This window comes from Ruoffia halotolerans (assembly GCF_014049385.1).
Lineage (GTDB): Bacteria > Bacillota > Bacilli > Lactobacillales > Aerococcaceae > Ruoffia > Ruoffia halotolerans.
Genome location: NZ_JACAOA010000008.1, coordinates 61,043 through 81,857, shown reverse-complemented (window position 1 = coordinate 81,857; position 20,815 = coordinate 61,043). Strand labels below are relative to the sequence as shown.

General features: G+C 34.2%; 18 protein-coding genes. 7 read left to right on the top strand and 11 right to left on the bottom strand.

Features of this window, described 5'->3' with window-relative positions:
- Window positions 1-55: 55 nt before the first annotated feature.
- Together HW423_RS04530 and HW423_RS04525 are read right to left on the bottom strand one after the other, a co-directional pair.
- Window positions 56-1,081 (bottom strand): BMP family lipoprotein, encoded by a 1,026-nt coding sequence (locus HW423_RS04530; protein WP_218930752.1) that lies wholly within the window; start codon window positions 1,079-1,081, stop codon window positions 56-58.
- Between the two features lie 199 nt (window positions 1,082-1,280).
- Window positions 1,281-4,043: an FtsK/SpoIIIE family DNA translocase gene (locus HW423_RS04525; protein WP_218930751.1), complete on the bottom strand. Its 2,763-nt coding sequence runs from the start codon at window positions 4,041-4,043 to the stop codon at window positions 1,281-1,283.
- Between the two features lie 131 nt (window positions 4,044-4,174).
- On the opposite strand from HW423_RS04525, the gene HW423_RS04520 reads away from it, so the two are divergent.
- Together HW423_RS04520 and yidC are read left to right on the top strand one after the other, a co-directional pair.
- Window positions 4,175-4,450: an acylphosphatase gene (locus HW423_RS04520; protein WP_218930750.1), complete on the top strand. Its 276-nt coding sequence runs from the start codon at window positions 4,175-4,177 to the stop codon at window positions 4,448-4,450.
- Window positions 4,451-4,545: 95 nt separating this feature from the next.
- Entirely contained in the window at window positions 4,546-5,502 is a 957-nt protein-coding gene (yidC, locus tag HW423_RS04515; RefSeq protein ID WP_218930749.1) for a membrane protein insertase YidC, read from the top strand.
- A 114-nt stretch (window positions 5,503-5,616) separates the two neighbouring features.
- On the opposite strand, the gene HW423_RS04510 is transcribed toward yidC, so the two are convergent.
- From HW423_RS04510 to gndA, 3 genes are all read right to left on the bottom strand, one after another.
- Complete coding sequence (locus HW423_RS04510; protein WP_218930748.1) at window positions 5,617-7,125, bottom strand: sensor histidine kinase; 1,509 nt, start codon at window positions 7,123-7,125, stop codon at window positions 5,617-5,619.
- A gap of 1 nt (window position 7,126) precedes the next feature.
- Window positions 7,127-7,828, bottom strand: a complete 702-nt coding sequence (locus HW423_RS04505) for a response regulator transcription factor (protein ID WP_138403684.1) — start codon at window positions 7,826-7,828, stop codon at window positions 7,127-7,129.
- Window positions 7,829-8,073: 245 nt separating this feature from the next.
- A complete protein-coding gene (gene gndA, locus HW423_RS04500; RefSeq protein WP_218930747.1) occupies window positions 8,074-9,516 on the bottom strand; it encodes an NADP-dependent phosphogluconate dehydrogenase in 1,443 nt (480 codons plus the stop codon).
- Window positions 9,517-9,722: 206 nt separating this feature from the next.
- On the opposite strand from gndA, the gene HW423_RS04495 reads away from it, so the two are divergent.
- Window positions 9,723-9,890 carry a DUF4044 domain-containing protein gene (locus HW423_RS04495; RefSeq protein WP_218930746.1) on the top strand — a complete coding sequence of 56 codons (168 nt, stop codon included), beginning with the start codon at window positions 9,723-9,725 and terminating at the stop codon, window positions 9,888-9,890.
- Between the two features lie 56 nt (window positions 9,891-9,946).
- On the opposite strand, the gene HW423_RS04490 is transcribed toward HW423_RS04495, so the two are convergent.
- From HW423_RS04490 to rpmG, 4 genes are all read right to left on the bottom strand, one after another.
- Entirely contained in the window at window positions 9,947-10,342 is a 396-nt protein-coding gene (locus HW423_RS04490; RefSeq protein ID WP_218930745.1) for a rhodanese-like domain-containing protein, read from the bottom strand.
- 48 nt (window positions 10,343-10,390) lie between these two features.
- The gene (locus HW423_RS04485) at window positions 10,391-11,086 is read right to left on the bottom strand and encodes a rhomboid family intramembrane serine protease (RefSeq protein ID WP_218930744.1); all 696 of its coding nucleotides are present in this window, start codon (window positions 11,084-11,086) and stop codon (window positions 10,391-10,393) included.
- Window positions 11,070-11,660, bottom strand: a complete 591-nt coding sequence (locus HW423_RS04480; protein ID WP_218930743.1) for a 5-formyltetrahydrofolate cyclo-ligase — start codon at window positions 11,658-11,660, stop codon at window positions 11,070-11,072. Before HW423_RS04480 ends, HW423_RS04485 begins: the two co-directional genes overlap by 17 nt.
- A gap of 167 nt (window positions 11,661-11,827) precedes the next feature.
- Window positions 11,828-11,980, bottom strand: a complete 153-nt coding sequence (gene rpmG, locus HW423_RS04475) for a 50S ribosomal protein L33 (RefSeq protein WP_138403678.1) — start codon at window positions 11,978-11,980, stop codon at window positions 11,828-11,830.
- Window positions 11,981-12,233: 253 nt separating this feature from the next.
- On the opposite strand from rpmG, the gene HW423_RS04470 reads away from it, so the two are divergent.
- Window positions 12,234-12,632, top strand: a complete 399-nt coding sequence (locus tag HW423_RS04470) for a hypothetical protein (RefSeq protein WP_218930742.1) — start codon at window positions 12,234-12,236, stop codon at window positions 12,630-12,632.
- A gap of 13 nt (window positions 12,633-12,645) precedes the next feature.
- On the top strand, window positions 12,646-13,296 hold the full coding sequence (locus HW423_RS04465) for an endolytic transglycosylase MltG (RefSeq protein ID WP_218930741.1): 651 nt from the start codon (window positions 12,646-12,648) through the stop codon (window positions 13,294-13,296).
- 96 nt (window positions 13,297-13,392) lie between these two features.
- On the opposite strand, the gene HW423_RS04460 is transcribed toward HW423_RS04465, so the two are convergent.
- Entirely contained in the window at window positions 13,393-15,513 is a 2,121-nt protein-coding gene (locus tag HW423_RS04460; RefSeq protein WP_218930740.1) for a peptidoglycan D,D-transpeptidase FtsI family protein, read from the bottom strand.
- A 193-nt stretch (window positions 15,514-15,706) separates the two neighbouring features.
- Here HW423_RS04460 and HW423_RS04455 point away from each other — a divergent pair, with 193 nt between their 5' ends.
- Window positions 15,707-18,370 (top strand): YfhO family protein, encoded by a 2,664-nt coding sequence (locus tag HW423_RS04455; protein WP_218930739.1) that lies wholly within the window; start codon window positions 15,707-15,709, stop codon window positions 18,368-18,370.
- A 149-nt stretch (window positions 18,371-18,519) separates the two neighbouring features.
- Window positions 18,520-19,425 carry a DUF1189 family protein gene (locus HW423_RS04450; protein WP_218930738.1) on the top strand — a complete coding sequence of 302 codons (906 nt, stop codon included), beginning with the start codon at window positions 18,520-18,522 and terminating at the stop codon, window positions 19,423-19,425.
- 52 nt (window positions 19,426-19,477) lie between these two features.
- Here HW423_RS04450 and HW423_RS04445 read toward each other — a convergent pair whose 3' ends face one another.
- Complete coding sequence (locus HW423_RS04445) at window positions 19,478-20,794, bottom strand: DEAD/DEAH box helicase (RefSeq protein WP_218930737.1); 1,317 nt, start codon at window positions 20,792-20,794, stop codon at window positions 19,478-19,480.
- Window positions 20,795-20,815: the final 21 nt, after the last annotated feature.

The window sequence follows — 20,815 nt, the reverse complement described above, 5'->3', positions numbered from 1 at the left end:
AGCTCTCAATAGTTTGACGTATTATCTCTTTAATTATGCCGTTATTGTTCGTGTTTTATTCTGGCGTTTCTGGAACTTCAATTTCCCCATTAACAATTTGTTGACGATAATCTTCGATTGCTTCTTTAACTTCCTCAGTTAATTGACCTTCAGTTAATTCAACTCCACCGTCTGCTAAACCATAGACAGTGTTACCAGAGGTAAAGCCATCGGCTTCAGTTTGCTCAGCAAATTGTTTCACTGCATCTCCAACTTGTTTTAATGTAGAAGTTAATGTTAAGTGGCGTTCTTCTCCATCAACAGTTACGATACCTTCTTCTGCTTGGTCACGGTCAACCCCGATTACCCATAAATTACGTGAAGGGTCGTTTGTTACTAAGTCTTTTGCCTCTGAGAATACTCCATTCCCTGTATCTCCAGATGCATGGAAGATAATATCTGCATCGTTCGCGTACATTGCTGCTGCAATTTGTTTACCTCGTGAAGCATCACCGAAGCTACCTGCGTATTCTACAGAAATTTCGATATCTGGGTTAATTGCTTCTGCCCCTGCAACGAATCCTGCTTCAAAGCGGTCAATAACAACCCCTTCAACTCCACCAACGAAGCCTAGGTGATCAGTTTCAGTTGTTAATGCCGCGGCAACTCCAGCTAAGAATGCTGCTTCATGGTCTTTAAAGTTTAATGAAGCCACATTAGGTTGATCAACCACAGCATCTACAATGGCAAAGTGACGGTCCGGATATTGTTGTGCCATATCATTAATCGCTGGCTCTAATTTAAATCCAATACCAAAAATTATATCAAAGTTTGATGATAAAGCCGTGTTAATGTTTGTAACAAAGTCTGAGTCACTGTTTGATTGTAAGTAGTCATATCCACTCACTCCACGTTCTTTACCGTGTTCTTCACCCCATGCAGTTAATCCTTCCCATGCTGATTGGTTAAATGATTTGTCATCTACCCCACCAATATCTGTAATCATGATAGCAGAAAACTCTTCTTGTGCTGCCACCATCGTTGGTAATGCAACTCCTGCAGCCATTAAAGCTACAGCAGACAATTTAAGTAATTTTTTCATTAAATCTTCCTCCTTTTTTGTTCATTTAAAATTATACCGTAAGCTTCTCAAAAACACAATGTAAGCGGTTGTGTTTTTTTGAACTTTTCGACTTTTTCTATGCTCTTTCAATCATTGATTTAACAACATTTTCATAAAAAGTTTGCTCAAAATAAAAAAATACCTAGTAGTAAACGTAGATCTACTAGGCATTTACATTTTAATCTATTAAGACTTGTCTTGGTTTACTTCCATCAGGTTCACTTACTAAACCTAAAGCTTCCATATCATCGATTAATCTTGCTGCTCGATTATAACCAATTCTAAATCTTCTTTGTAATTGAGAGATACTGATTGTTTCTTGTTCTTTAATAAGTGCAACCGCATCTTCAAAGTATTCGTCATCAGATGCATTAGCTTTTTCAAGACTTTCATCTGTCACAACAATCGCTTCATCATACTCAGGCTCACTTTGATCTTTGATAAAGTCTGTAATACGCTCTACTTCAGCATCAGAAATATATCCACCTTGAACACGTAATGGTTTATTCATACCCATTGGTTGGAATAGCATATCTCCTCTACCAAGTAACTTCTCAGCACCGTTTGAATCTAAGATTGTTCTCGAATCAGTCCCACTTGAAACCGCAAAGGCTAACCTTGAAGGCACATTAGCTTTTATTATCCCAGTGATAACATCTACGGATGGTCTTTGAGTTGCGATAATCATATGGATACCAGCAGCACGTGCCATTTGAGCTAAGCGAATTATCGCATTCTCAACTTCATTACTAGCTACTAGCATTAAGTCTGCTAACTCGTCAATAAAGACCACAATTTTTGGCAGTCTTTCATAGCCAGTTCCTTCATTTTTATTTTGCTCTTCAATATAGTCATTATAGCTATCTACGTTTCTTACACCAGATGCTGCAAATAATTCATAACGATGTTCCATCTCTTGGACTACATTATTTAATGCTTGAGCCGCTTTTCTCGGGTTAGTAACTACAGGAGATAAAAGATGAGGTAATTCATTATACATAGTCAACTCAACTTTTTTAGGGTCAATCATTAAGAATTTCACTTCATTAGGTTTTGCCTTCATTAATAAAGAAGCAATAATAACATTCATTCCCACTGATTTACCACTCCCCGTTGCACCAGCAATTAGTAAGTGAGGCATTTTAGTTAAATCGGCTGTACACACTGATCCTGATATATCTCGTCCTAAAGGCACTTCTAAAAGATTTGGTGATTTTAAGGCCGCATCTACAATTTCCCAAAAAGAAACTGGGCTCACTTGAGTATTTGGTACTTCTATCCCAATTAATGATTTGCCTGGAATCGGAGCTTCCATACGAATATCTCTGGCTGCTAGTGATAGTGCAATATCATCAGATAATGAAACAATTTTACTTACTTTCACACCAATAGCTGGTTCAATTTCATATTTCGTAACCGATGGACCTAAATTTGCTTTAACAACTTTAGCATCTACACCAAAACTTTTAAATGTTCTTTCAAGTTTATCGATGTTTTCATTAATCCGTTTGTATTCTTCAGATTGATCCACCGGCGGAATTTTCGTTAATAAGTTTTTTGATGGTAATTTATACCCTTTATGCTTACTTTTTTTCGATTCTTTTTTCTGAGTTAGATTGGCTTTACTGCTTTGTTCAAGAACAGAATCTAAATCATTATCAGTAGTGTTTTGGATATTATCAGATTGTTGTTGCCAATGAGCGGCATTAGAATATTGAACCATTTCTTGGTTTGTCGGTTCTTCAGGTAAGGTACCAGCAATCTCATGAGCCAAAATATCATCAACTGCATCAATTTCTACTTTGTTATAAGATTCTTCTTCAAAAGTCGTTGGCGCATCCCAATCAGATGGATTATTGTAGTCATAATCAGATTGCTGTGGCATATCAACAACTGATTCTGACTCATCTTCTTTTGCATGATTAGAAATTTGGTCAAAATAATCTAAATCTAAGACTAAATCTTTATCTCGTTCTAGTCTTGCACGTTCACTAGCTGCTGTAGACGCAAGTGCATCCGTATCATCATATACTTCCCAACTAGGTTCTTTATCTACTTTAATGGAAGGCTGATAACGGGGTTGCCACTGTTCGGTCGTTTCCTCAGCATCGTTGACATTAAATTTGTCCTTTATTTTATCAAATAAACCTCTTCTCTGAGGTCTTTGCTTACTTTCATACGACACTTCTTCCCTTGAGTAATCCTCATATTCATTAAATGAATCATTTTGTTCATAAATAGGTTCTTCAACCACAGGTTCGATGTCTTCTGTAATTTCCTCTTCTTCTACGAAAGATTCTATATATGTAGAACGAACTTCACTAATTGTGTTTCCAACTCGTTTAAATCCTCTATATATTAAAGTGAAAAAGTGTTTAATTGCATTAATAAATGCTTCAAAAGTCACACCTGTAGTCATAAAAAGTCCAATAAAAAACACAATACCTACTAATAAAAATGTTCCCCATTGTCCAAATAAATAACCAAAACTCACATAAAAAACTGCACCAAGCATCCCACCGCCAAGACTGACTTGGTTTTGTCCGGTCACAAATTCATTTTTGAAAATATCAAAAGTAATGGCAAAAATGGAATCTGGTAAAGGTTCTAAGGGATAAAATTGATTAAAATGAAGTAAAGTCGTCATAGCTATTAATATAAACAATGTTCCCATTAACTTTAATGCGGGGATATTAACGATAGAACGCTTCACAAACATTGCTAATCCAATAAAAGCAATTCCAACTAATAATAAATCATACGCCTCCCCGACAAATAATCGAAATGTATTTAAGACAAGTGAACCAAAAAATCCCCAATTAAATAAGGCTATTATCGATATAAAAGCGACAATCAAGCCTATAATTAAATAAATATAATGTTTTGAATGATCACTTACTTGCTCTGACTTTTTAGTTTGAGCCTTCTTCTTTTTCGTCATGGACCATCCTCCTTGTTCTTCTATTCTCTAAACTTTACGTATCATTAATTATAGCATTGAATGGTGGATATATCGAATTCTTTATTAGAAATTCTGTGTTACAATGTAAACAAAAGAAAGGGAGTGATTACATGAAAACAACTGAATTAATCGTATCAGGACGCGTACAAGGAGTTGGCTTTAGAAATTATGTAAGCCAAATTGCAAAAGATCTTGACGTTAAAGGAAATGTAAGAAATCTGTCTGACGGTGATGTGAAAATTATCGTTCAAACCGATGATGATACCTTGAACAAGATGGTTGAGCAAATCAAGCAACCTCAACATCACTTTATGAAAATTAAAGATGTTGCCATCAATGAATTGCAACTCGATAAAGTTTATGATGATTTTTCTGTAGTATATTAACTTTTGTTAATTAAATATAGTGAAAATCTGATTGAATTCTTCAGCTCTTTTCTATATTATAGTAGAGTATGAATTTTAATGGAGTGATAACTTAGATGAAAAAGAAGCAAAAATGGATAAAAATTATTGGACTTCTAGCAGTTGTTATACTAGTTATGTCCGGCTGTGTCTCTTACGATAGTGCTGGTAACCCTTCTGGATGGGTTTATGAGTATATTGGTCGACCTGCATCCAATCTAATGGACTGGCTTGCTGGGATTTTCGGTGGTAGCTACGGAGTAGCAATCATAATTATTACAATCATCACACGATTACTTATGATGCCATCATCATTAAATATGACTAAAAATTCAATGATTAGTCAATCAAAAATGAAAATCGCTCAGCCTGAGATTGATGAAATCAATGCTGAAATGGAAGAAACAAACGATCAAAATGAAAAAGCAGCATTACAACAAGAACTCATGCAAGTATATAAGAAATATGACATTAATATGTTCGGTGGTTTAGCAGGATGTTTACCTCTAATTATCCAAATGCCAATTATTTCTGCTGTGTATACTGCAATTCGTTCATCTCCAGAAATCTTAAGGAGTAACTTCTTAGGTATTAACTTAGGTGAGCAAAGTATTCCGCTTGTTATCGGTGTTGTTCTACTTTATGCATTACAAGGTTGGATGATGCAAAAGAATACACCACAATCTGATAACCCACAAGCACAACAAACCTCACGTACTATGATGTTAGTGAACCCGCTAATGATTGGTTGGATTACGTATGCCTCTGCTGCTGGATTAGGAATTTACTTCTTAACTGGTGGAGTATTCGCAATCTTCCAACAACTTTATATGAATAAAGTGGTAAGACCAAGAATTGAAAAAGAAATGGAAGCTGAAGCTGAAAAATATGCACATGTTAAACGTACACCTCGTAAAAAAGCAATTAAAGCTAAAAATACGAACAAAGGTGATTCAAAACGCTTAGTACCGACAAAAGACAATGTCAATACTTCCAATAAAAAACGCCGTAACGAAGGTAAACAAAGACGTTAATCAATTTTAAAACATAAATTTATACATAAAAAACGGATACGCTATTCTGTTGCACTTCCTTAGCTTAGGAAGTCACAACAGACGCATATCCGTTTTTTTATTATGGAATAAACATTATAGTTTTTTACGTTCGGCAATTTGCTTACTCTTATATATTTGTCGAGTGTCATTCAAAATTGGAAATTCAATATAAAATATCGAACCGTGATTAATTACACTCTCCACTCGAATCGCCCCTTTGTACCCTTCAACTAATTGTTTCGCAATACTTAAGCCTAAACCATTCCCACCTTTATCACGTGATCTTGCTTTATCAATTCGATAAAAACGACCAAATACTTTTTCTTTATCATCATCAGTCATACCTTCACCAAAATCTTGTATCGCAATCTCAACTTTAGTAAAACTCTTACTGATAGATACGTGAATTTCTTTACGGTCGCGGCTATATTTAACAGCATTATCCAGTAAAATAATAAGAACTTGTTCAATATGATTTCGAAATGCTTGAATATATAAGCTTTCACCATCATCATCGGAATCAAGATAGAAATCAAAATCTTCGTGGATAATTTTAAAGTTATTGAATACTTGCTCGGTTGTCGAATAGACTTCTGTTATCTCATCTTTATAATCGATATCCACATTCTCCGCTCGAGAAAGATCTAACATTTCTTGTACTAAGCCTTTCATTCTCGTTATTTCTTGTAATGAAGAGGCGATGGATTCTTCAAGAACTTCGGGATCATCTTTACCCCACCGATTTAATAATTTCAAGTGACCTTCAACAATAGCAACAGGTGTTCTTAATTCATGTGATACATCTTCGACGAATTGCTTTTGGTTTGTGACATATTTATCAATTTTATCTAGTAACTTATTCACGTGTATACTTAAATCGCTCCACTCATCCTCTGAGACTGGTTTTCTAACCCGAATGTCAGATAAGTTTTCTTCTTCTACCAAATCCAATGAGTTATTAAGATAAGTTAAAGGTCTTAGGAAACGATGACTTAAAACAAATGACAATACGCCAATAATAACGACGATTAATAATAACACGCGCCAAAATAATTGATTTTGATGTTGAATAATATTTGTATAATATTCTGGTTTCACAATCAACTGGAACGAACCAATTTTTTTACCTGTTGAATCAGAAACCACGGTGTTATAACCCATTAAAAAAGTTTCGCCGTTATGTTGCACTTCTTGCAATTGATCTGAATGATTAATCGATGGTAAGTTCAATGTCATTGTTTCATAAATTAACTGATTTGATTCACTGAACAATCGAATAGTCGTATATTCATCTTCAAAATACTCTAAGTTGCTTACAGCATTCCTTTGAACTTGATATTGTTCGTCTGATAATGGACGGGCTGTTGTTTCAGATTGGTTATACACCAAAAATGGAAAAGTAAATTGCTGAAAATATTCATCAATGTTTTCGTATTTATTCTGATACGTATCATAAACTTGCTTACTTAAATTATCATTTACATCTTGATGATACCAAGTTAAACTAATGATGATAACTGGCGCAAAAAATGTAAATAATAAAATTCCCCATTTCCACTTAAGGGAAAGGGGCTGTTTTATTTTTTCTTTAAATGTTTCCATCTTAGTTTCTCATGACATATCCTGTTCCACGAACAGTTTGAATATAACTATCTTGCCCAGGAACGTCAATTTTATTACGTAAATAACGAATATATACGTCAACAACATTTGTCTCAACTTCGGATTTATAACCCCATACTTTATCTAAAAGTACGTCACGAGACATTACCATATTAATGTTTTCCATTAAGTATAATAACAATTCATATTCACGTTTAGTTAAATCAATGACTTCTTCACCACGTTTAACAATACGGTTGGCCTTCTCTACCGTTAAATCACGATATTTAACCGTTGGTTGTTGTTGTGCACGTTGCTCATCTTCATGATCTAAACGACGGAATAATGCACGTAAACGTGCTAATAATTCTTCAATTGCAAAAGGCTTAACAATATAATCATCTGCCCCTTGGTCTAAACCAGAAACACGGTCAATAACCGAATCTCTTGCTGTCATAATAATGATTGGTGTATCTTTAACCGGACGAATACGACGGCAAACTTCTAGACCGTTTAATTCTGGTAACATTAAATCTAATAGGATGACATCCCAATCCTCATTTAATGCAGCATCTAGTCCACTACGACCATCATATCTAATCTCAGTTTCATAGCCTTCGTGTTTTAATTCTAAGTCAACGAAGCGAGCTAAGTTTTTTTCGTCTTCAATAATTAGTACACGTTGTTTATTTTCTTCACTCATTCATTATCCTCCTTAACATATTCTAATATCTTCCTTATCAATTCTACACAATATTATCGCATATTGCTACTAATTAAGTGATTTATTCTAATATAATTAGAATATTTTCTCAATTTTTTTTAGTATTATTAATATGCCCTGAGTTGAATTGAAATGTTATATTTCATACTTTAGAAGAAAAATCGACCGTAAAGCTAATGTTTACAGTCGAAATCTCACGTTATATTAATTTGTAATGAAAAATATTACCAATCGATTTCTACTTCTTTACCTTCGTTCCATAAGAAGTGGAATGTTCCTTCTTTGTCCACACGGTTATATGTGTGCGCACCGAAGAAGTCACGTTGTGCTTGAATAATATTCGCAGGTAAAACTTCTGAACGATATGAATCGTAATATGCAATAGCTGCTGAGAATGTTGGTACTGGAATTCCTGCTGCAATTGCTTTAGAAACTACCCCTCTTACGGCACTGTTATTTTTCGTTACAATGTTTAAGAAGTAATCATCTAACATTAAGTTTTGTAAGTCTGCATTTTTTTCGTACGCATCAGTAATGTTTTGTAAGAATTTAGCACGGATAATACATCCTTCACGCCAGATCTTAGCGATTTCACCGTATGGTAAGTTCCATTCATTTTCTTCACTTGCTGCACGTAATTGAGCAAATCCTTGAGCATAACTCATGATTTTACTGAAGTATAGTGCTTTACGAATCGATTCGATAAAGTCTTTCTTCTCATCTTCGGTTACTTCCATTTCTGCTTCAATCGCTGGAATAATCTTACTTGCTTTGACACGTTCCTCTTTTTGAGCAGAGATGAAACGAGCAAATACAGATTCAGTAATTAATGATAATGGCTCACCTAAGTCTAGTGCACTTTGTGAAGTCCATTTACCTGTCCCTTTGTTTCCTGCACGGTCCATAATCACTTCGACCATAGCTTTACCAGTTTCTGGATCCGTAGTTTTTAGAATATGTGATGTAATTTCCATTAAGAAACTATCTAACTCGCCATTATTCCATTCAGTAAAGATATCACCAATTTCTTGAGCAGTCATACCTAGACCGCGGTGCATAATGTCATATGATTCAGCAATTAATTGCATATCTCCATATTCAATTCCATTATGAACCATCTTCACATAGTGTCCTGCACCATCAGCACCAATGTATGTTACACATGGTTGTCCATCTTCAGCTTTAGCTGAGATTGCTTCTAAGATATCTTTGACTAAAGCATAAGCTTCTTCTTGGCCACCTGGCATGATTGACGGTCCAAAACGTGCCCCTTCTTCACCACCAGAAATTCCTGCACCAATAAAGTTAATGCCTGAATCTGCTAAATATTCATTACGACGAATTGTATCCTTATAGAACGTATTCCCACCATCAATTAAAATATCGTCTTTATCTAAATGAGGTAATAAATTTTCAATCGTTGCGTCTGTACCTTTACCAGCTTGAACCATTAATAAAATTTTACGTGGTTTTTCTAATGAATTAACGAATTCTTCAATGTCATATGTTGCCACTAAATTCTTATCTGAATTTTCGTCAACAACCTCTGTTGTTTTCCAATCTGTACGGTTATAAAGTGATACAGAGTAGCCCCGGCTTTCAATATTTAATGCGATATTACGACCCATTACGGCCATACCCACTACACCTATTTGTTGTTTTGTCATGTTTATTTGCCTCCTTATGATTCCTTTACTATTTTAGCAAATATCATTAGAATATTAAAGGTTTACATCTATATTTAAATATTTGATGAGAAATATATTATTCAATACTTATTTATAGTCTATTCATAATTGTTCTGTACGATTGATTTGACGTTTTTTATATTTACAATTATAATAATGGCTACAAAAGTGAGGGATATGCAAACATGGCTAAATCGAAAAAAAGAAATTGGAATAAACTTGCAGCTCAATCGAATAAAGGTAAAAAGTCAAAGATGGATCGTATTGTTAAATTTGTCGCAATTGCAATGGTATTAATTATGCTAGCTTCAGTTGTTATAAGTTTAATGGTTAGCTTATCTACATTTAACTAAAACAAAAGACACGTCACATCTTTTCGGATGTCGCGTGTCTTTTGTTATTAAACCTATTATAATTCTGATTTAACTTTCCCTGTCCAACTAGAAAAGCCACCTTTTAAGATATAAATCTTATCATAGCCTTCTTTTTTTAAGATATTGGCTGCTCTTGAAGCATAATTCAATGCATCATCATATAAATACACAGGTTTGTCCTTACGGATTTCTCTAAATCTTTGCTTAAACTGTGACATCGGTATACTTCTTGCTCCTAAGATATGTTTAGCATTAAATTCTGGTGTTTCTCTAACATCAATAATTTGAACTTTACGGATGTTTTCTCTAATTTCATGACTTTCAGCCATTTCTGCGGATTGTTTACGCATCACCCATAATACTAACAAATAAATCCCATAAGCAACTAAACCAATAGCGATTAACGCTAAAAGAAATAATAAAATATTCATTTCCTACCTGACTCCTCTATTTTCATTTATTATCATTTATTTAAAATATTAACTTAAAACCTGATTACGACCGATAAATACTAATATTAGTGCGATCACGAGCATAACTAAAATAGCTAGTAGTCGCTTTGTCTTTATTAATGTTCGCTTGGATCCAAAACCAACCGCAAACGTTATTAAAGCACCAAATATCGCCCCACCAAGATGACCCCAATTATCAATTCCTGATGTAAATAAACCATTCAAGAAATTCAATAATAGTAAAACTGTGAATGTTCTCGCCCTTTGTTTAAATATGGGTGAATCAGGGTTTAAATAAGCTAACACTAAATAACTGGCAAACATCCCAAATATTGCCGTGGATGCCCCCGCAGAAACATTCACGTTAAATGCAAAGGAAAATAAGTTTCCCCCAATCGCCGAAATTAAGTAAATTAACGCAAATTTACCATGACCGTGTATCTTTTCTAAATCCATACCTAAAAAATACAATGAAATTCCATTCATTAAAATATGTGAAAAACCGATATGGATGAAGGCCGCAGTTACTAGTCGCCACCATTCATTAAAGATGATCACCGCAGGTGAAAAGTTGGCCCCCATCTCAAGTAATGCCATAATATCCGTTGTTGTATTATACTTTAAAAGCATAAATACATAGACAGCGACATTTATACCTAAAAAGGTATATGTCATGAATGGTCTATATTGCTTTTGATTATACACTTTAAATTGATTGCTCATCAAATTCTCCTTTTTCTGGAATAATCAGCTTTTTAATCGGAATATCGTGCGCCTCAACCTTCCATGACCCATTAGGATAAAGTTGTTCATTAAAGATGAGTGACACGGTTTCGATATTAACACCTGCAAGGGCTCTATCATAATAGCCCCCTCCAAAACCAATCCGATAGCCATTCTCTTGATATGAAACGCCTGGGACGATTAATAAATCAATCTCTTCTATATTAATGCTTTTTGCGTCACTTTTCGGTTGTCTGATTTTTCTTTGAACCGTTTCTAATTGAGTTTCGTCTTGATATTGACGAAAGCTTAATTGATAATTAGCTTCTATTCTAGGCAAATATAATGAACTATTTGTTAATTTAAATATCTCTTCCATAATTAATGGCGTGTTTATTTCAGGATGAAAACCGTAATAAAAACCAATCGATTGAAAATGATTAGCATTTATATAATTGATTAATTGCTCGCATAAATTGGCTTCTAGCTTCTTGCGATGATTCGCATCCATAGCCTTCAGAGAAGTGAGCGTTGAACGCCGAATTTTTACTTTTTCGCTTATATTATCTCTCATTTGTATCCGCTCTCCTCCTATGCACTCATGTATTCTACCATAGTTTACCCCTAGTAGACCATAGTAATTCAGTAAATTACATGTTGTTTTTAATGGATTAAAATACAAGCAAAAAAATACAGAGATCCTCGATTTCTCAAAGAATCTCTGTATCTTGTTATATAGACTTATTTTTTAACTTCTCTGTGAAGTGTAACTTTGCGATCACGAGGGCAATATTTATTTTTCTCTAAACGATCAGGGTTGTTACGACGGTTTTTATTTGTTAAGTAATTACGTTCTCCACACTCAGTACATTCTAAATTAATATTAATGCGCATTATTATCCCTCCAAACTTGATTGAGTTTTTATTTTTTATGTATTCTCTATACAATACCAAAATATTATATCACAAATTGCGCAAGTAACAAATATTATTTTCAAAAACTCTTTATATTTTGCTCTTTTCCTTACATGTTGGTAAAATGAATTTAAATTATTACGAATCTGTAACATGCTTATAGTTGAATCTTGTTGCAGATTTGATAAAATTGTATGAAGTAAGAATACAAACTCACGGAAAGAGGTGCTTTATGGACATTTGGATTTTAGTCATTGCCTTATTAGTCATTGCAATTATCTTATTAATTGCTTCATTCTTCGCAGGAGATGACCAAGATGTTACTGAGCAAATGAATGAATATTCAGTTCAACAATCAGAAGAGTTATACGCAATCAAAACTCGATTGGCTGAACTTGAAAAAACTCAAAACACACCATATAACGAAACAGTTGTATACAGTACAACTGATGAAGTATACGATGACGAACCTGTAGAATCACAAGGGGTAGAAGAAGTTTCAGATAATCAACATGAAATGATTATCCGTCTTTACTCTCAAGGTTATACAATGCATGAAATCAGTCAAGAAGTTCAATTGAACTCAGTAACGATTCAAAAAGTTATTGACGATTATATTGAAAATCGTTAGAAAGGAACATTCGATGAAAAAAAATACATTACGTTCATTAGGTATCGGATTTCTTTCTGCCGGCATTTTATCTGGTGCTTTCGCCATTTTTGTTCAAGGTCAAGCGCCAGTTGAAGGGTTACAAGTAAATTCTCTACTCGGCTCTGGCAATCAAGAGCAGATAAGTCAATATGAAGAACAAATTAGCTCTTTAGTTGCAGAGCGTGATTCATTAAATGAATCACTATCTTCTGGAGGTAATCAAGACGAATCATCTGCGCAAGAACAGATAAGCAGCTTAAAAGAAGCTAACGAATCACTTGTTGCTCAACTTGATAATACTGGCACGGAAACAAATAACGATGAATCTGATACAGAGACAACGGACATTGGTACTGACACAGATACTGAAGCTGATAATTCAGATTCAGAAACAGGTGAAGTAACCGAAGCTCAACCAGACTTAGAAGGCAGCTTCACGATTGCTTCAGGCGAAGCATCTAGTGAAATTGCTGCTCGACTAGAATCAGACGGATTTATTGACTCAGCTGACGAATTCCAAAGCTTATTAGATGAGTGGGATTTAAATGCTGTGATCCAAGCCGGAGATTTTGAATTGAATTCTGATATGAGTATTCACGATATCGCTTCAATAATTACAGACGGAGCATATTACTACTATTAATATAAAGAATTTAGCTTTGTGGATTAAATTTTACCCACAAAGCTTTTTTTGTACAAAGAAACACCCACTTCCATTTAGAAAGTGGGTGTGTTTCTATTAGTTAATTTCTTGAGCAGCTGAACTATCTAAGTATGTTTCAATTGTCCCATTTGTTTCAGCTTGCATTTTGAAATAAGCGTTCATAACTTGGTGGGCAACACGAGTACTTTCACGTCCCCAGTTCTCTTCTTCTAAATATGGAATAACTACTGAAATAGCAATCTCTGGATCATCAAATGGTGCAAAACCAATATATGTCGCGTTAGTTACCGGTTGATTTTGTGCATATTGGATTGGGCCAGAATAGAATGCCTCTGTAGTCCCTGTCTTAGATCCAACTTCAATTGGGTAATTCATGAATAGATAACGCGCAGTGCCGTCAAGTGTATGCGATACTTGTCTCATCCCTTCATGAATTCGCTCCATCGCTGCTTCATCAATCGGTATGACATTCATGATTTCAGTTTCATTCGATGATTTCACAGAACCTAATTCTCCATTCGCATCCGTTCCACGTATTTCTTTAACTAGTCTAGGTGCATAACGTATACCGCCATTAGCGATTGTTGCTGCGTATTGTCCTAATTGTAAAGGTGTATACAGGTCAAATTGTCCATAGGATAAATCAAGTGCACTTACAAGTTGATCACTTTCTGGACTAAATCCAGCTGATTCAACAGGCAAGTCAATTCCGGTAGTTGTTCCTAAACCAAACTGAGCTAAATAATCACGTATGATATTGATTGTATTATCATCAATAGATAAGCGGTCATTTTCTTCATAAGTCGTCTGCCCACCAATCATCATCGCTAATTTAATCATATAAATATTCGATGATTTTTGTAAAGCTTCAATATCATCAATTGGCATTTCGCCAGTACGGTTAAATACTGATGTTTTTTCTTGTGAGGCTTGGAATTTCAACGGCTCATCCACTAGGATATTATTATCTAAAGAGATAACATTTTCCATGTAACCTGTAGCTACCATGGCAGGTTTTATACTTGACCCCATACCATAACTAGTATTAATCGCTCCAAGTGTGTCATCAACGATTTTGTCCGTATTATAAGAATCTGTATCTTCATTGTATTCAAATCGTTTTCCCGAGATACCTAAGATATCCCCGTTTTTTGGATTTGATGCAACGATGTACACACGGTCATTCAGACCTTGTTGTTCCATCGTTCTCAATGAATTTTCAGCAATTTCATCTAGTTTCCTTTGGAATTCAGAATTGATTGTCAGAACCAGATTATCCCCTTTAGTTCCTTTATATAACATATCATTTTCTAAGATATCATCTGAAGAATCTGTCACAAAGTTAAATAATGATTTTGTACCTTTTAGGGCATTCTCATATTCTTGTTCAAGATAACTCATTCCAACACGGTCATTCATAGCATAACCACGACGAAGTAACTCTGGAGCTAATTCACTTGGTATACCGCCCTGTTCAGTTGAAACTTGACCGAAGATCGATCTAAGCATTTCTCCCATTGGATATACACGTTGCCAATCTGTCCCAATACTAATACCAGGCAATTGGCTTAATTGTTCAGATACACGTGCAACCTCTTCTTCTGTCACATTTTGATTCTTAACTGTAACAGTTGATAATGCATAGGCACTATTCATTTGTTTAAATAATACCGCAATCTTCATTTCTGCGTTACTAAATTGAATATCTTCATCCGTAACGTATTCCAATTGGACACTATACAACTCAGATCCAGGTAGTAATAATTCTTCTTCTGTTAAACGACTATTAACTAAGTCTTCATTCTTAATAATGAAGTAATCTTTTAAATCACGTTCAGTTAAATTAGACGTTGGAACTTCAATTAATGAAGCAAGTTGTGTTGCAATATCTACTATATCTTGAGCCGACACTCTTGAATCACGATCACGTGTATAAAGAATGGCTTGCTCTGGTCTATTACCCACTAAAATATTCCCATTACTATCGTACATCATCCCTCTGGGTACTGAACCAGTTGATAACGTTGATTCGGTTCGTTCTACCATATTGGAGTAACGTTCACCACTATATAATTGAATATATCCTAATCGAATAAATAACACAGTAAACACCAAAAACGAAATAAAAAACAAGAGATTCAATCGTCCAGGTATATGCGAACGTGTTTTCTTTTGCTTTATTTTGTAACGTGCCATTTATCTTCTCCCCTCTAAATAGTTTAAATTCACCTGATTATTATATCAAACAATTAATCAAAATTGTATCAAACCCAAAGATTAACATCAATCTTTAATTTATCTTCATAAATTTTACACACTAAATAGATGATTACCAAATTTTTCTTTGTTAATATATGATAGGATTATTAATTTCGTTAGGAGACACAAAATGATAAATAAACTGAAACCGTATTTATTAAATACTTTATTTGTATCGATTTTCTTTATCGGGCTTGCAATAATTTTTCAATTTGCGCCTTTTGGTAAAGATACAATGCTTACTGTTGATTTAGGTCAACAATATATTGATTTCTTTAGTATGTATAAAGAAACTTTTACCCATTCGCCTGAAATGCTCCTTTACAGCTTTGAAAAAGCGATCGGTGGAGAAATGATAGGTTTATGGGCATACTACTTGATGAGTCCCTTTAATTTGATTTTTTTATTATTTAACGAGTCAAACTTTGAAATAGCAGTAACGATAATTACTTACCTCAAATTACTGGCAAGTAGCTTAACATTTATGTACTTCTCACGTCAGAAATATGACTTAAGTACGCTCCCATCAATCATTTTTAGCTTATCCTATACTTTCATGAGTTATACCATCGTGTATCAGTTAAATATAATGTGGTTAGATGGCTTAGTATTATTACCGCTTATTGCCTTAGGTTTGGATCAATTAATAAGTGGACAGAGTCGCTTTCTTTATGTTAGTTCGTTAGCAATTATGTTAATTGCGAATTATTATATCGGTTATATGATTTGTCTTTTCTTAGCAATATATGCACTCTTTGTCATCGTCGAAAAACAAACTGCATTCAATATTAAGGAAACGATTGTCTCATACTTCCGATTTGGAATTCATTCAATCATCGCAGCTTTAATAGCTGGAATTACCCTTATTCCGACCTATTACTCTCTAACCCAAAACAAAGGAAGTTACTTGGAATTTGAGTTAGATTGGGAAGTTGCTCATACACTTCAAGATATTGCGTCAAAACTATTCGTTGGTAGTTTCAACTTTGATGAAATGTCTTCAGGTTCTCCTAATATCTATGCTGGGATGTTAGTTATCTTCTTTGTAGGTCTTTTCTTTATTAATAAAAAAATTAAATTGTCTGAAAAAATCGTTGCGATATTGATTTTTACAGTGTTTGCACTTTCTTTTAGATTTGATTTATTTAATAAACTTTGGCATGGCGGACAATTCCCAATTTGGTATCACTTTAGATTCTCGTTCACAACAAGTTTCTTTCTACTTGTAATGGCCATTAAAGCCTTTAAGAACCAACCAAAGCGTTTCCCGCTTGGTGTATTAATTACTGCCATTGTTGCGATGGCTTTATTCTCTGGTTATTATTTATGGATTGATGAATATACTTTCTTAAATGATATTAACATCTTTATTTCTCTGGCTTTCTTCTTGGCCTTTGTCATAATTATTCAATTAGAAAAACCTAAAAAAATCATTCTAAACTCTATACTGTTAATATTTGTCTTTAGCGAACTATTCATTAATGCGTATATTATTATGTCAGATATTAATTATGTTCAACAATCGAAATTTGAAGATTATACTGAAACACTTAACCAAAGTTTAGCTGGTTTACGTCATCCAAATAATGATTTCTATCGAATAAACAAAACATTTATGCGTACTAAAAACGAAGCGATGTATACACACTATAGTGGTATGGATCACTTTGGCTCTACCATCGAAGCGCATGTCCCTGAGTTATATGGTTATCTTGGCTTACCTGATGGTAATGGCTTTGCAACCTATACTAACGGCACGCTATTCTTAGATGATTTCTTTAATATTCGTTATTTCTTAGCCCCAACGACGAATTCGAGCGAACACACAGCGGACGAAGGTTATGTCTTATATCCAGAAGCCACTGATTTAGATATGGAATTCCACCCTATCTCGACTCAATATTCAAGGGTAAAAGTTTACGAAAACGAAAGAAACTTTGGTATTGGCATGGAAGTGAGTTCAGATATTGCCAATGATGGAATTGAATTTACATCCCATAGACCCATTGAAAACCAAGAATTATTATTAAGTCTTATAGATTATAACGGTAATGGCGCTCCCTACTTTACAGAGCATGACTTTACGGATGTCACTTATGAAAATGTCGAAGTAGCGGATACCGGAGATGGAGATTATTATACTTATGTTGATACAACCGATAACGATGCGCAAACACCGAGAATTCGTTGGCATTTTGAAACAACTAATCGAAACCCATACTACTTTAGTATACCAAGTCAGTTCTCAAGTAAGAATGTTTCCTTTGATCTAAACTCTAATCATTATCGATTCTATTCGCCTTTTAGAAGACGTCAAGTTTACAACGCCAGTTATGACACTGTTCTTGAAGATCAATACTTTGATGTAGAGCTTGAGGAAGAAGAATTGCAAGCGAATTTACTTGAATTATACGAATTTGACTTAGAGCGTTATGAAAAGATGATGGATACTAAAGAAGATAATAAGTTTAATGTGATCCAGTCTAGTCACAATCACATCAAAGGAAATATTACCATTGAACAAGATGACGCTTATGTCTTATTCACAATCCCTTATGATGCAGCTTGGGACATAACTGTGGATGGCACAAGTGTTGAACCGGTAAGTGTATTAAGTGATACTTTAATGGCAATACCTATGACGAGTGGTCAACATAATGTTGAATTAACTTACTTCCCTCGTTCGATTGTCTTTGGAGGCATATTGAGCTTGATTGGTATAATCAGTTTAGTAGGTATTATTTATTGGGATAAAAAGACCTCTCAAAAAAATATCAGCGTGGAAACTGACTAAATTCAGATCATACATAAATAACTTGAGTACACATTGATTTAATATAAATAAGTTACTATTGAAAGAAATGCAAAGTCATAAATTTACTTGATAATTCAATTGACTTTGGTAAGATAAATTAATGAATTTAATTAGTAAAGGACGGTTCAATGAAGAAAATATTTAATTTACTTAAACTAGGGTTAAAGAACCCTCGCTATTATATTGAATCGATAAATATGCCGTGGAAATATATTCATTTGGTTGCTTTTGGTTCGATATTAGCAATGACACTAGCGATGTTCGTTAATATTATTCCAGTTTTTTCACAAATTTCAGATGACTTCTCTAACGCTGTTGAGTATATTCCAGAGTATTCTTTATCAGAAGGAACTTTGAATATAGCTGAAGGAGAAAAACCACTCTATTATCAATCCGATTCAGTGCAAATCGTCATTGATGATTCAATCAATACAGAAATGGGCTTTGAAACTGAAATTCCAGCTGAACAAAGAGAAATGTTGATGCCTAAATCCCCTATTGGGATCTTTATTATTGAGGATTACGCCTTTCTAACTGTTGGTGAGGTTGTTCAAGAAATTCCAGGTTATGATTATCTGTTTGCAAACAATCATCGCTTTGAATTATTCTTAAATTATATTGTTGAAGAATCATTTTCAATTAATACAATGATGTTTGTAGTAATGCTAGTGACTGCTTTCTTCGTTTACTGGTTCCAAATTATATTAATCAGTATTATGGCTGGTTTCTTTAATGTTCGACTGACTAGAGCCATTAATTTCAAAGCAAGACTGAAGTTAACAGTTGTAATCTCATTTGTGCCAATTTTATTACTGGAGTTAATGTCTATACTGATTCCGGGATTCGTCCCAACACAGTTTACTTTAGCTGCTATTACTTTATTCCTATTGTATCTTGCTTTTAAAAACCACACTAAATTTATTCATACTATTATGAATAACCTTGATGAAATCAATACAATCGATTTAAACTTTAAAGATGATACTGATAGTCAAGACAACGATGACAATGATGATGACGATGATGAAAAATAATATTAACAAAATTAAAACCAGCTTCCATTAAAATTGGAAAGCTGGTTTTTTGTTATTTCTTGCGCTTATTTTGACGTGCTTGTGTTCGTTTGTGGGATTGGATTTGTCGATCTAATTTTTTCTTATAGCCTGGTTTTACTTTACGTTTTTTATTACGTTGAATCATACCTTTAATCACAGTATCTTCATTTTTCTTTTTGTCTTCACGTTTTGCACGAGCATTTCTAGCTTTAACTTCTCTAATTTCATCTTTTACAATGTCAACGTACTCAAATTCAATCCCTTTTTTCTCTAAAGTATGAATGTCACGTTCATTGTCAGGCTCAATTAAAGTATAAGCAACACCTTTAATATTGTTACGTCCGGTACGACCAACTCGGTGGATAAAGAAATCTAATTCAGTAGGAATTTCCATATTAATAACCATAGACGTTCCTGGAATATCAATACCACGGGCAGCTAAATCTGTCGCGACTACATATTGGAATTCTAGATCACGAATTTGTCGCATTACTCTTTTACGTTCTCTAGGTGTCAGTCCGCCATGAATCGTCGCTACTTTTAGTCCCTTATTTTTTAAGAAATGACTGACTTCATCGGCATATTGCTTTGTGTTACAGAAGATCAGTGCTAAGTATGGCTCACCCATTGTTAGTAAGGAATAAGCTATCTCCGCTCTATCTCTGCCCCGCGTATAGATTAAGTAATTCTCAATCATATCAGCGATTACACCTTGATTATCGATTTCGATTATTTTTGGTGCCGTCATATATTTATTTAAGAACACTTCTAATGTTTGAGGGATTGTTGCTGAGAAAACCATGATTTGTAATTCTTCCGGCATTCTTGAGGCAATCTCGTCTATTATCGATAAAAATCCTAAATCCATTGTCATGTCAGCTTCATCAACAACGAATGTTTTGGTTGATTGAACCCAAAGTGCATTTTCAGACATTAAGTCGAAAATTCTCCCCGGAGTACCAATAACTAATTGAGGTTGTTCATTATTTTGTAATTTTTCAAGTTGGCGTTGCTTATCAGTACCTCCAATATAACGCACGACTTTGATTGGTTTTTCTGAAAACTCAGCAATTTGAATTGCTACATTATACAATTGTTCTGCTAATTCTCTACTTGGTGCAGTAACTACTGCTTGGACTTCATTTGCATCTGGATCAATTTGGTTTAAGATGGGCACTAAAAAACTATGTGTTTTTCCTGAGCCGGTTTGGGATTGAACAATTAAACTTTGTCCATCTAAAGCTTGTGGAATCACTTCTTCTTGAACTGGCGTTAAAGTTTCAAAGTGAATATCTAATAACGCATCTTGAATAAATTGTTTCAATGGTAATTCTTTAAATAATTTCATAATAATCTCCTTTCACTGTAC

Excerpts from the sequence above, each read along its gene's own strand:
- HW423_RS04530 (WP_218930752.1), bottom strand. The coding sequence starts at position 1,081 with ATGAAAAAATTACTTAAATTGTCTGCTGTAGCTTTAATGGCTGCAGGA.
- HW423_RS04525 (WP_218930751.1), bottom strand. The coding sequence starts at position 4,043 with ATGACGAAAAAGAAGAAGGCTCAAACTAAAAAGTCAGAGCAAGTAAGT.
- HW423_RS04520 (WP_218930750.1), top strand. The coding sequence starts at position 4,175 with ATGAAAACAACTGAATTAATCGTATCAGGACGCGTACAAGGAGTTGGC.
- yidC (WP_218930749.1), top strand. The coding sequence starts at position 4,546 with ATGAAAAAGAAGCAAAAATGGATAAAAATTATTGGACTTCTAGCAGTT.
- HW423_RS04510 (WP_218930748.1), bottom strand. The coding sequence starts at position 7,125 with ATGGAAACATTTAAAGAAAAAATAAAACAGCCCCTTTCCCTTAAGTGG.
- HW423_RS04505 (WP_138403684.1), bottom strand. The coding sequence starts at position 7,828 with ATGAGTGAAGAAAATAAACAACGTGTACTAATTATTGAAGACGAAAAA.
- gndA (WP_218930747.1), bottom strand. The coding sequence starts at position 9,516 with ATGACAAAACAACAAATAGGTGTAGTGGGTATGGCCGTAATGGGTCGT.
- HW423_RS04495 (WP_218930746.1), top strand. The coding sequence starts at position 9,723 with ATGGCTAAATCGAAAAAAAGAAATTGGAATAAACTTGCAGCTCAATCG.
- HW423_RS04490 (WP_218930745.1), bottom strand. The coding sequence starts at position 10,342 with ATGAATATTTTATTATTTCTTTTAGCGTTAATCGCTATTGGTTTAGTT.
- HW423_RS04485 (WP_218930744.1), bottom strand. The coding sequence starts at position 11,086 with ATGAGCAATCAATTTAAAGTGTATAATCAAAAGCAATATAGACCATTC.
- HW423_RS04480 (WP_218930743.1), bottom strand. The coding sequence starts at position 11,660 with ATGAGAGATAATATAAGCGAAAAAGTAAAAATTCGGCGTTCAACGCTC.
- rpmG (WP_138403678.1), bottom strand. The coding sequence starts at position 11,980 with ATGCGCATTAATATTAATTTAGAATGTACTGAGTGTGGAGAACGTAAT.
- HW423_RS04470 (WP_218930742.1), top strand. The coding sequence starts at position 12,234 with ATGGACATTTGGATTTTAGTCATTGCCTTATTAGTCATTGCAATTATC.
- HW423_RS04465 (WP_218930741.1), top strand. The coding sequence starts at position 12,646 with ATGAAAAAAAATACATTACGTTCATTAGGTATCGGATTTCTTTCTGCC.
- HW423_RS04460 (WP_218930740.1), bottom strand. The coding sequence starts at position 15,513 with ATGGCACGTTACAAAATAAAGCAAAAGAAAACACGTTCGCATATACCT.
- HW423_RS04455 (WP_218930739.1), top strand. The coding sequence starts at position 15,707 with ATGATAAATAAACTGAAACCGTATTTATTAAATACTTTATTTGTATCG.
- HW423_RS04450 (WP_218930738.1), top strand. The coding sequence starts at position 18,520 with ATGAAGAAAATATTTAATTTACTTAAACTAGGGTTAAAGAACCCTCGC.
- HW423_RS04445 (WP_218930737.1), bottom strand. The coding sequence starts at position 20,794 with ATGAAATTATTTAAAGAATTACCATTGAAACAATTTATTCAAGATGCG.